The organism is Hymenobacter profundi (genome assembly GCF_019334315.1).
Taxonomy (GTDB): Bacteria; Bacteroidota; Bacteroidia; order Cytophagales; family Hymenobacteraceae; genus Hymenobacter; species Hymenobacter profundi.
On sequence record NZ_JAHWGL010000144.1, the window covers coordinates 1 to 9,608 of the forward strand.

10 protein-coding genes are annotated in these 9,608 nt (G+C 56.6%); 3 read left to right on the forward strand and 7 right to left on the reverse strand.

The window, feature by feature from the left end:
• Window positions 1-163: 163 nt before the first annotated feature.
• From KYK14_RS20585 to KYK14_RS20595, 3 genes are all read right to left on the reverse strand, one after another.
• Entirely contained in the window at window positions 164-820 is a 657-nt protein-coding gene (locus tag KYK14_RS20585) for an NAD-dependent epimerase/dehydratase family protein (RefSeq protein WP_208306462.1), read from the reverse strand.
• 143 nt (window positions 821-963) lie between these two features.
• The gene (locus KYK14_RS20590) at window positions 964-1,227 is read right to left on the reverse strand and encodes a hypothetical protein (protein ID WP_219161582.1); all 264 of its coding nucleotides are present in this window, start codon (window positions 1,225-1,227) and stop codon (window positions 964-966) included.
• Window positions 1,228-1,301: 74 nt separating this feature from the next.
• Window positions 1,302-1,520 (reverse strand): hypothetical protein, encoded by a 219-nt coding sequence (locus KYK14_RS20595; protein WP_219161583.1) that lies wholly within the window; start codon window positions 1,518-1,520, stop codon window positions 1,302-1,304.
• Window positions 1,521-1,637: 117 nt separating this feature from the next.
• Here KYK14_RS20595 and KYK14_RS20600 point away from each other — a divergent pair, with 117 nt between their 5' ends.
• Window positions 1,638-2,819: a lactonase family protein gene (locus tag KYK14_RS20600; RefSeq protein WP_219161584.1), complete on the forward strand. Its 1,182-nt coding sequence runs from the start codon at window positions 1,638-1,640 to the stop codon at window positions 2,817-2,819.
• 153 nt (window positions 2,820-2,972) lie between these two features.
• On the opposite strand, the gene KYK14_RS20605 is transcribed toward KYK14_RS20600, so the two are convergent.
• The 4 genes from KYK14_RS20605 to KYK14_RS20620 all read right to left on the reverse strand — a co-directional run bounded on the left by KYK14_RS20605 (window position 2,973) and on the right by KYK14_RS20620 (window position 7,543).
• The gene (locus tag KYK14_RS20605; RefSeq protein WP_219161585.1) at window positions 2,973-5,117 is read right to left on the reverse strand and encodes a glycoside hydrolase family 97 protein; all 2,145 of its coding nucleotides are present in this window, start codon (window positions 5,115-5,117) and stop codon (window positions 2,973-2,975) included.
• Window positions 5,118-5,153: 36 nt separating this feature from the next.
• Window positions 5,154-6,128 (reverse strand): NAD(P)H-quinone oxidoreductase, encoded by a 975-nt coding sequence (locus KYK14_RS20610; RefSeq protein WP_219161586.1) that lies wholly within the window; start codon window positions 6,126-6,128, stop codon window positions 5,154-5,156.
• 127 nt (window positions 6,129-6,255) lie between these two features.
• Window positions 6,256-7,152, reverse strand: coding sequence for a PAS domain-containing protein (locus KYK14_RS20615; protein ID WP_219161587.1), 897 nt, complete (start codon window positions 7,150-7,152; stop codon window positions 6,256-6,258).
• 31 nt (window positions 7,153-7,183) lie between these two features.
• Window positions 7,184-7,543, reverse strand: coding sequence for a hypothetical protein (locus KYK14_RS20620; protein ID WP_185283780.1), 360 nt, complete (start codon window positions 7,541-7,543; stop codon window positions 7,184-7,186).
• A gap of 101 nt (window positions 7,544-7,644) precedes the next feature.
• Here KYK14_RS20620 and KYK14_RS20625 point away from each other — a divergent pair, with 101 nt between their 5' ends.
• Together KYK14_RS20625 and KYK14_RS20630 are read left to right on the forward strand one after the other, a co-directional pair.
• Window positions 7,645-8,160, forward strand: coding sequence for a hypothetical protein (locus tag KYK14_RS20625; RefSeq protein WP_219161588.1), 516 nt, complete (start codon window positions 7,645-7,647; stop codon window positions 8,158-8,160).
• Between the two features lie 306 nt (window positions 8,161-8,466).
• Window positions 8,467-8,997 carry a hypothetical protein gene (locus KYK14_RS20630; RefSeq protein ID WP_219161589.1) on the forward strand — a complete coding sequence of 177 codons (531 nt, stop codon included), beginning with the start codon at window positions 8,467-8,469 and terminating at the stop codon, window positions 8,995-8,997.
• Window positions 8,998-9,608: the final 611 nt, after the last annotated feature.

The window sequence follows — 9,608 nt, forward strand, 5'->3', positions numbered from 1 at the left end:
TGATCGCGGCTGTGCAGAAAGCGCTGTAGGTAGCTTATAAACTCTGTCATCCTGAGCAGCGCGAAGGACCTTCTGCCCGCAGAACGAGTCGTTGTTACGATAGTCGTTTACGCGGCAGAAGGTCCTTCGCGCTGCTCAGGATGACAGACGGTTTCTACGTCCTCTACTCTCCTATCTCCTCAAACACCTGCCCCAGTGTGCTGATGCGAATGCCGGGCGTCGTGTCCTGGGCGGCGGCGCGCATGGCTTGCGCTACCGTGCGGCCGTGGTAGGGCCGATACTGATGCAACCCCGGCAATTTGCTGAACAGCAGCGATAGTACTACCCCTACCTTCTCGCCCAGGCGCGCCTCGTCGCGCGGACCGGCCAGGATACCCGGCTGCAAAATCCGGATGCGCTGAAACGGTAGCTTCTCCACATCACGCTCCAGCTCGCCCTTCATGCGAGAGTAAAACACAAAGGCATCGGGGTCGGCGCCGGCGGAAGAAATGAGCACGTAAGCGGGCACGCCATTGCGGGCCGCGGCGGCAGCGGCTTCGTACTGATACGTGTAATCCACTTTATACTGCGCTTCCTGGCTGCCGGCCTGCTTGAGGGTAGTACCCAGAGACGAGAACAGCACGTCGCCGCGCAGCAGGTCGTGCCACTCGGCGGGCCGGTCGAAATCGATCAGGTGCTCCTCCAGCTTATCAGGATTGGAGTAGCCGGTAGGGCGGCGCGTGAAGACGTGAATCTTGTCGTACTGGTCGTCGGAGAGCAGCTGGCGCAGCAGGTAGTCGCCCACCAAGCCGGTGGCGCCGATTACTAAGGCAGTTTTCATGAGGTACTTTGCGTGACGTAAGGATTGCCTTAGCGTACGCTGATAGCTGCCGAACTGTTCTTACGGCCTAACCAAGCGCACGAAAAAAGGCTTCCGCGTGCGCAGAAGCCTTTTTTCAATTCAGCAGAGCCGTTGCAACGCGCTTAGCGCATGTCAGCGGCTTCGCCCTTGCCTTTGATGGTGCCTTTTTTGGCGTTGGCTTTCACCTTACCATCCTCGGTTTTCATCTTGGCCTTTTTGTCGTTGGCCTTCACTTTGGCGTCGGCGTCTTTGTCCTTGGCCTTCAGTTTATCTTCTTTGACCTTCACTTTATCGCCTTGCATTGTGCCTTGCATGGGGGCGGTTTGGGCCACGGCTGCACTGAGCGACAGGGAAAACAGACTAGCGGCAAACAGCAGCTTTTTCATGGGGAGAGAGGATTAGATTAAATACGACAGCAACATAAAGGGCGCTTCCTGAAGAACAGATGAGCTTAGCGCATCTACTGCGGCATGGTCTTCATCATATCACCCTTCACGCGGGCTTTGTCTTTTTTGCGGTTGATTTTTGCCTTGCCATCGTCGGTTTTGATCTTGGCGTGCTTCTTATTCATTTTCACCTTAGTGGTATCGCTCTGCATGGGGGCAGTTTGCGCCAACGCCAGTTCCCCGGCACCCAGCAGCAACGAACATACAGCAGCAAGAAACAGTGACTTTTTCATGTCAATCGGCTTTACAGATGAAACGGCCCAAGAAACCTTTGGCCGGTAAACGAGGCTTGTACGGCGGCAGCTAGCCCGATGTTGTTACCTTGGGGTTTCGTTTAGCGCCTCTCCCGCATGACTGCCATCCGCTTTTCGGCCTCGCGCCGCCAGTTTCTACGCACCGCCGGCCTGGGCCTGGCGGGCATCCCCCTGCTCTCCTGTGCTGCCTCGCTGCCCGGCGGCAGCAATGATGAGCAGCTGCTGTACGTGGGCACCAACGCCGGGGCCGATGCCGAGAGTATTTTCCTGTATCGCCTCAATGGCACCACTGGCGCCCTCACACGCGTGCGCGGCTACCGGGCCGGCGCCAACCCTACCTACCTCACGCTGGACAAAAAACGCCGCTACCTCTACGCCGTGAACGAAACCACGGAGTATGAAGGCCAGCCCAGCGGAGGCATCAGCGCCTTTGCCCTACCCCGACGCCCCACCGAGGGCGACCTGACGCTGCTCAGCCGGCAGGCCTCACGGGGCGGGGCTCCTTGTTATATCAGCCTCGATGCGCCCGAGAAGCTGGTGCTGGTGGCCAACTACGTGGGCGGCAATGTGGCCGCCTTGCCCGTGCAGCCCAACGGCGGCATCGGCCCGGCTACCCTCTTCGATCAGCACCAGGGCAAAGGGCCGCACGCCAACCAGACCACGCCCCACGCCCACTGCTTCCTACCCGACCCGGCTGGCCGCTTTGCTTTTTCCGTTGATTTGGGCACTGATACCGTGTATGGCTACCCGCTGGCCGATGCCCGCCTGGGCCAACTACGGCCCACGGTGGCGTTTCGCACAAAACCAGGCGCCGGCCCGCGCCACCTAATTTTCACGCCCGACGGCCGCCGCGCCTATCTCATCAGCGAGCTAAACTCCACCATGACAGCCCTAACGTACGACGCGACCCAGGGCACGTTCCAGGAAATCGAGGTAGTATCCACGCTGCCGGCCGATTTCACCGGCGAGAGCTACTGCGCCGACGTACATCTCTCGCCCGACGGCCGGTTTCTGTACGGCTCCAACCGCGGCCACAACAGCATCGTGGTGTTTGCCGTGGACCAAAGTAGCGGCCGCCTCACGCCGGTGCAGCACGAGTCGGTGCTCGGCAACTGGCCTCGCAACTTCACCCTCACCCCCAATGGCCGGATGCTGCTGGTAGCCAACCAGCGCAGCAACAACATCGTCTCGTTCCGCATCGATAAATCGACGGGCCGTCTCACGCCCACCGGGCAGTCGGCGGAGGTGCCTACCCCTATGTGCTTGGTGATGCGGTAAAGAGGCAGGGTGAAGGATGTAGAAAAAAAGGTGTCATCCTGAGCTTGCGAAGGATCTTATCACGTTTGGACGAGTCGTTGTAACGACAGTCGTTCTAGCGTGATAAGATCCTTCGCAAGCTCAGGATGGCACCTTTTCTCTGTAGCCCTTATTCTACTTCCCAGCCATTACGCTGATGGCGTAGCCGCCGCCGGGGGCGCAGTACTGCTTCAGCTTGGTTTTGCTGGTGACGGTGAGCTTGCGAATCTGGTAGGCCTGCGGGTTCTTCTCGTAGTGCGCGTCCTTGGCATCGGCGTAAATGGTGGCCGTGTATTTTTTGCCAGGGTCGAGGAAGGCAAAATTGATGCTGGACGTACGGCCGTTTTCATCGCACGAGCTGCCGACAAACCAATTATTGGTGCCTTTGGCTTTGCGAGCAATGGTTACGTAGTCGCCAGGCTCGGCTTCCAGCACTTTCGTGTCGTCCCAATCCACGGCCACGTCTTCGATAAACTGGAAGGCGTCGAGAAACTTGTTGTAGGTTTCGGGTAGGTCGGCGGCCATTTGCAACGGGCTGTACATGGTTACATACAAAGCCAGTTGCCGAGCCAGGGTGCTGTGCACGAAGGAGTTGTTCTGCGGATTATAGGCACTCACCTTAGTCTGAAAGATGCCCGGTGTATAATCCATTGGGCCGCCAATGAGGCGGGTGAAGGGCAGAATGGTAGTGTGGTCGGCGTTGTTGCCGCCAAAGGCCTCGTACTCGGTGCCGCGAGCGGCTTCGTTGCCAATCAGGTTGGGGTAGGTGCGGGATAAGCCGGTAGGGCGCACGGCCTCGTGGCCGTTTACCATGATGTGGTGCTCAGCGGCTTTTTCCAGCACGTAGTTGTAGTGGTTCACCGTCCACTGGCCGTAGTGGTACTCGCCGCGGGGTAGGATGTCGCCCACGTAACCCGTTTTCACGGCGTCGTAGCCATACTTATTCATGAACTGAAAAGCCGAGTCGAGGTGGCGCTCGTAGTTGCGCACCGAGCCGCTGGTTTCGTGGTGCATGATGATCTTGATGCCCTTGCCTTTGGCGTAGCGGTGCAGTTCCTCCACATCAAAGTCGGGGTAGGGCGTCACGAAGTCGAACACGTAATCCTTGCTCTTGCCAAACCAGTCTTCCCAGCCCGTGTTCCAACCTTCTACCAGCACGGCGTCGAGGTGGTGCTGGGCCGCAAAGTCGATGTACTCCTTCACGTGGGCCGTGTTGGCGGCGTGGGTGCCGTTGGGCTTCACCTTGCTGTAGTCAATGCTGTCGAGCTTGATGTTGTCCATGTTGGTGTAGGCCCAGGTGCTCTTGCCCGTAATCATCTCCCACCACACGCCTACGTACTTGGTAGGCTTGATCCAGGACGTATCCTTGAACCGGGTAGGCTCGTTAAGGTTCAGCACCAGCTTGGATTCCAGAATATCACCGGCCCGGTCGCTCACTAGTACGGTGCGCCAAGGCGAGAGGCAGGGCGTTTGCAGGTAGCCCTTGTTGCCCTGCGCGTCGGGCGTCAGGTGCGAGGTCAGCACCATGTTCTTATCGTCCAGCTCCAGCGACATGCACGAATAATCAACCAGCGCTGCTTCGTGGATGTTGATGTACAGCCCATCTTTGCTTTTGAGCATGAGCGGCGTTTGCACGCCGGTAGGCGAAAACGGCGTTTGGGAGGCGTTGGGCGTGGTGGCTGCCTTCATCAGCCCGCGCACCTCCGAGAGCTTGGAGGTAACGGTGCTGTACTCCTGCGTGTCGTAGTCGCCGGGTAACCAAAAAGCCTTGTGGTCGCCGGCCAGGGCAAACTGCGTCTTTTCCTCCTTCACCACAAAATACCCCAGGTTGGGCTGGCGCGGAAACTCGTACCGAAAGCCTAGGCCATCGTCGAACACCCGGAAGCGCACCAGCACGGTGCGCTGGGTAGCGGCCTGCGTGAGGGTCACGGCCAGTTCGTTGTAGTGGTTGCGAATAGTTTTCACCTCGCCCCACACCGGCTGCCAGCTTTGGTTGATGGCGGCGCTTTTGGTGCTGGCCACAGCAAAGCCATCGGTTAGGGACGGTGCCTCTTTCAGCTCCAGCCCTAATGTGCTGGTTTTGATGACGTCACGTCCTTTGTAGGTGAGGTGGTAGGTAGGTACGCCCCCGTTTTGCAGGGAGAAATCGAGGGTAAGCTGTCCGTTGGGCGATTTTACGGTTTCGGCCAGAGCAGCGGGCCCCAGCAGAAATAGTGTAAGCCAGACAATGGCTTGCCCTACCCGGCGAGTAAGAGGCAGGGAGTAAGTGAACTGTTGCATTGGGAATTAATTGAATTTAGCCCGGCAAGTTACCACTCAATCTACTGTTAACACAATTTTTCCGATATGTTCGCTGGACTCCATTAGCTCATGTGCTTGTTGAGCTTCAGCTAAGGCGAAGGTGCGATAGATAACCGGCTGAAACTGACCTGATGTTAGCAAGGGCCACACGTGGCGCTCTACGGCGGCGGCCAGCCGGGCCTTGAACTCAGCCGAGCGGGGCCGCAACGTACTCCCCGTAATGGTAAGGCGGCGCTGCATCACCTCCAGCGCGTTGAACTCGCCCTGCGCGCTCTGCATAGCATTAATGAACACCAACCGACCATCGGGCCGAAGCAAGCGCAGGTTTTTGGCCGTGTAGTCGCCGCCAATCATGTCCAGTACGACATCTACCCCACTGGCCTCGCGTAGCACCTGCTCAAAGTCTTCTTCTTTATAGTTGATGGCCCACTCGGCACCCAGTGCCCGCACGGCACCGCACTTGGCTTCTGTACCGGCCGTAGCCGCCACCCGGCTACCCAAGGCGTGCGCCAGCTGCACGGCCGTGATGCCAATGCCGCTGCTACCCCCATGCACCAGCAGGGTTTCGCCGGGTTGCAGCGCACCGCGCTCAAACACGTTGTGCCACACCGTAAACACGGTTTCGGGTAGGGAAGCCGCTTCGGCGAAGCTCCAGCCATCGGGCAGGGGTAGACAGTGGCCGGCATCCACGGCGGCGTACTCGGCGTAGCCGCCGGCTGGTAGTAAGGCACATACGGTGTCGCCGGGCTGCCAGCGGGTTACGTCGGCGCCGCACTCCGTTATGGTGCCCGCTATTTCCAGGCCCGGTACCATGCCCGCCACGTCGCCGGCGCCGGCGTATTTACCCTGACGCATCAGCACATCGGGGCGGTTGACGCCGGCGGCCTGTACTCGCACCAATACCTGGTGCGCAGTGGGGGTAGGCGTGGACGCCTGCTGAAGTTGTAGTTTTTCGGGACCGCCAGCGGCGGTAATTACAATGGCTTGCATAGCACGGGAGGGTAGGAAAGACAAATCGTTTCACCCTTGTACCGCAGCCACGAAAGCAACGTTGGTATAAAGCAAAAAAACGGCCCATTAGGCCGTTTTTCACTGTTCGTATCCTTTGCTAAAACTCCTACGCCTCGCCCAGACGCTGGCGCAGTTCCTGCACCTGATGCTCCAGCTCTAGCGTGCGGAAGGTAATTTTAGCCTCCAGATCGGAGTAGGAACGCTCTACCTGCTCCTGCAATTGTTTCTGCTCGGTCACATCCGTATTGGTACCAAACCAGCGCAGCACCTTGCCATTCTCATCGCGCAGCGGCACGGCCCGCGATAAAAACCAACGGTACTCGCCCTCCTTGCTCCGAATAGGGAAGGTATCCTGCCAGGAATCCTCTGATTCAAAGGCACGGCTCAAGCGCTCCGTAATGCCGTCTACATAATTGGCATGCATAACGGTCTGCCAGCCCCAGCCCTGCATCTGCTCCAGGGTAGTGCCCGTGTACTCGTACCACCGCTCGTTGTACCAAAATATATGGCCACTGGGCTCTGCCATCCAGGCCATCTGCGGAATGGCATTGGCCAGTGTCGTGAGTTCCTGCTCGCGCTGGCGCAGTTGCTCTTCCTTCTCTTTCTGTCCTTGAATATCGGTGCAGGTACCAAACCAGCGCACGATAGTGCCTTCGGCATTGCGCTGCGGTAGGGCCTGCCCCAGGAACCAACGGTAGCCACCTTGTTTCGACAAAAACCGGTATTCAATCTCGTAGAACTCGCCCGTGCGCAGCGAGTGGCTCCACCGGTCGCGGGCACGCTGCCGGTCGTCGGGGTGCAGCAGGTTGTTCCACATTTCGGTGCCCTTGCTGGCTTCTACATCGTAGCCCGTGAAATCAATCCAGTGCTGATTGAAGTAGGTGTGATACCCTTCCGGATCGGTAATCCAGACCAACTGCGGAATTACCTCAGCCAGAAAGAGAAACTGAGCGTTTTCCTGATCAGCCGAGTGCGAAATGGCGGCGTGGGCAGCATCATCCATACGAAGACAGGTGTAGAGGTTAATAAAGCGGTTACGGGCGCGTGAGTTGTAATTCCATTCCTGACAGGAAATACAGGTTCAAACGGCTTTCCCGCCCATCGGGCGAGCGGCGCATGCGCGTAATCAGGGCGCGAGTATCTTCTTGGGGCAGCGTTAGTTGCAGGTAGGGGCGCTGCAACAACTCGTCGCGCTGCACGGCCCACGAGCCGGTTTTCTCCTGCTGCGGCGCTTCCACCTTCAGCATGCCCGGCGACAGCAGAAAGCGCGTGGCCAGGGCCAGTGCGCTATCGGGTGCCGTGCGGTTCAGCACCCGGTCTGCTACCCGCCACTCGCCGGCCAGGTATTCATCAGGCAGTTGCTGTAAATTGATATCCAGGAGAAAAGCGGGCATAAATGGAAAAACGCACTACGTAAGAATCTACAAAAATAGCATCTTCCCAGCAGCTTTGCTACGTACAAAGACAACTTCTTCCGTCCTATTTTATATTTCGCATGAATACTTCTGCTCTGTTGCCCCGCCTCCTGCAAGCTGCCAAATCTACGGGCCTGGCAGCCTGGCAAACAGGCCAGCTTTTCCGTCGGGCCGTAGCTACGGCGCTTACGGCAGTACACGATGTACTACAGGCAGAAGTTCAGAAAGGCAATATGCAGCTGGTCAGCGACTTTGTTACCAGCAAGGCGCTTCCGGCCGCGCGGGCGCTGCTACTGGAGCGCATGGCGGCGCGGGTGCTAGTACGCCTAGGGCTACGCGGGGCGCTGGCGTCCAACGTTGTAGGCTGGGTGCTACCCCTGGTGCTGGAGCAGCTGATACAGGCCGGCCACAAAACCGGCTTTTTCCATAAAGTACAAAATAACACCACCGTCCTCGACGCGCTCAGCCGCCTCGATGAGTTGAAACAGGCAGCCTGGAAGCGCCTGGTGCCCGACGCCGGCAGCGGTGCCGAAGTGCTACCCGATGACGCGCCAACTCCCCTCCTACTGTCGGAGTCTAATTCTCCTACTGCATAGCCTCTCTTATTTGTTCTACTCTTTACGTATGCCACGGACTATGCGACTTAGCCTTTCTCCTTATCGTGCTATCCATCATCTATATTATCTAAACCAGATAAAGAAATAGGACTTTTTTTCTTTAATAAGTGCGTTTGGCTTGTGTTTTGAGTGAATTTGCACAGGCATGTTGTACTTGCCCGTTATCGTTAGCGGCAAACACTAATGTCTGCAATACTCTCACACTGTCCCTTTTATTCGTTTCCGGGTATGCCTCGTACGCTACTTTCCGCTCTTTTACTTAGTGCGCTTTTCTTTGCTTGCCCAATGGCACAGGCGCAGCAGCAACCTGTTGATGCATTTTCTACTGCTCCCACCGCCGATGGCTTGCAGCAACTAGACCGCACGTATGGATTTCGGGATGTAACATTTGAAACGCCTATCTCTGCCTTCCGCAACCTGGTGCTGGTGGATGCCACCGGTCACACCAAAATATACCGTCGCACAACCGACTCGTATCAAATTGGACAGGCGCAGGCCGCCAGCATTCTCTACTACTTTTATAAAGGCAAGCTCATTACGGTACGTCTCACAACCCAGGGCGACGCCAATAGCCGGGGTATGCTGGAGGCTTTTTCTGATTTATATGGCCCCGGCTATCAAGCCAACGACCACGTAGAGAAACACGTCTGGCAGGGCGAAAAAGCATACCTGGGCTATGAACAGAACACGCTGACCAACAACGCCACCGTCTATATATGGAGCAATGCCCTAGTGGAACAACGGCGCAGAGAAGAATTAAAGGCTGCTCCTAAAGCTACCCCGCCCTGGCAAGTACTAAAAACGTCACGTCGATAGCCCGGTTTTCCGCTAGTTTCACTCCTAACTATTTGCTTCACTCCTACCCTCTATGCATCGTAACGAATGGAAACCGGAGCACACCAGTTTGTCAAAAAACCACTGGCAATTATTATTTATTGGCTTCATTCTGCTCTTGTTTAGCCTGATAGCCTTGCTCTGCACTCCCTAACTGTCTCTCTGGTACTTACCCAACGGCCTTTCCTACTTCTGAGCAGGAAAGGCCGTTTTTTATTTATGCAGTGAAAGGACGTAGAAAAGACTGCCTATTTCCTGATCTAGCCCTATTCTCAACTTTGCTGGTCTTTCTAATTTGCCGTTATATTCATACTTGATATAATTCTCTAACGGATTGCTTTCTTGCAATCGTTTAGCACTTATGCTTATGAAATAAGGCTGAATTAGCCGTAATACCTCATCTTATTCTCTTTTAGTCTCTATGTTACGCATTCTCTCTATCTTACTTCTGAGCTTTGTGCTGCTCACTATTACCTGCTCTAAAGACGACCCTGAGCCCGAGCCCCTAGAAGATACTGTACGCTTCCCTATTGAGTAAGCCAGTGGTTAGTAGAGGTTAAGCCGCTTGTTTAAATTCGAGTGGGGTCATAAAA

Excerpts from the sequence above, each read along its gene's own strand:
- KYK14_RS20625 (WP_219161588.1), top strand. The coding sequence starts at position 7,645 with ATGAATACTTCTGCTCTGTTGCCCCGCCTCCTGCAAGCTGCCAAATCT.
- KYK14_RS20605 (WP_219161585.1), bottom strand. The coding sequence starts at position 5,117 with ATGCAACAGTTCACTTACTCCCTGCCTCTTACTCGCCGGGTAGGGCAA.
- KYK14_RS20590 (WP_219161582.1), bottom strand. The coding sequence starts at position 1,227 with ATGAAAAAGCTGCTGTTTGCCGCTAGTCTGTTTTCCCTGTCGCTCAGT.
- KYK14_RS20610 (WP_219161586.1), bottom strand. The coding sequence starts at position 6,128 with ATGCAAGCCATTGTAATTACCGCCGCTGGCGGTCCCGAAAAACTACAA.
- KYK14_RS20620 (WP_185283780.1), bottom strand. The coding sequence starts at position 7,543 with ATGCCCGCTTTTCTCCTGGATATCAATTTACAGCAACTGCCTGATGAA.
- KYK14_RS20585 (WP_208306462.1), bottom strand. The coding sequence starts at position 820 with ATGAAAACTGCCTTAGTAATCGGCGCCACCGGCTTGGTGGGCGACTAC.
- KYK14_RS20630 (WP_219161589.1), top strand. The coding sequence starts at position 8,467 with ATGGCACAGGCGCAGCAGCAACCTGTTGATGCATTTTCTACTGCTCCC.
- KYK14_RS20615 (WP_219161587.1), bottom strand. The coding sequence starts at position 7,152 with ATGGATGATGCTGCCCACGCCGCCATTTCGCACTCGGCTGATCAGGAA.
- KYK14_RS20600 (WP_219161584.1), top strand. The coding sequence starts at position 1,638 with ATGACTGCCATCCGCTTTTCGGCCTCGCGCCGCCAGTTTCTACGCACC.
- KYK14_RS20595 (WP_219161583.1), bottom strand. The coding sequence starts at position 1,520 with ATGAAAAAGTCACTGTTTCTTGCTGCTGTATGTTCGTTGCTGCTGGGT.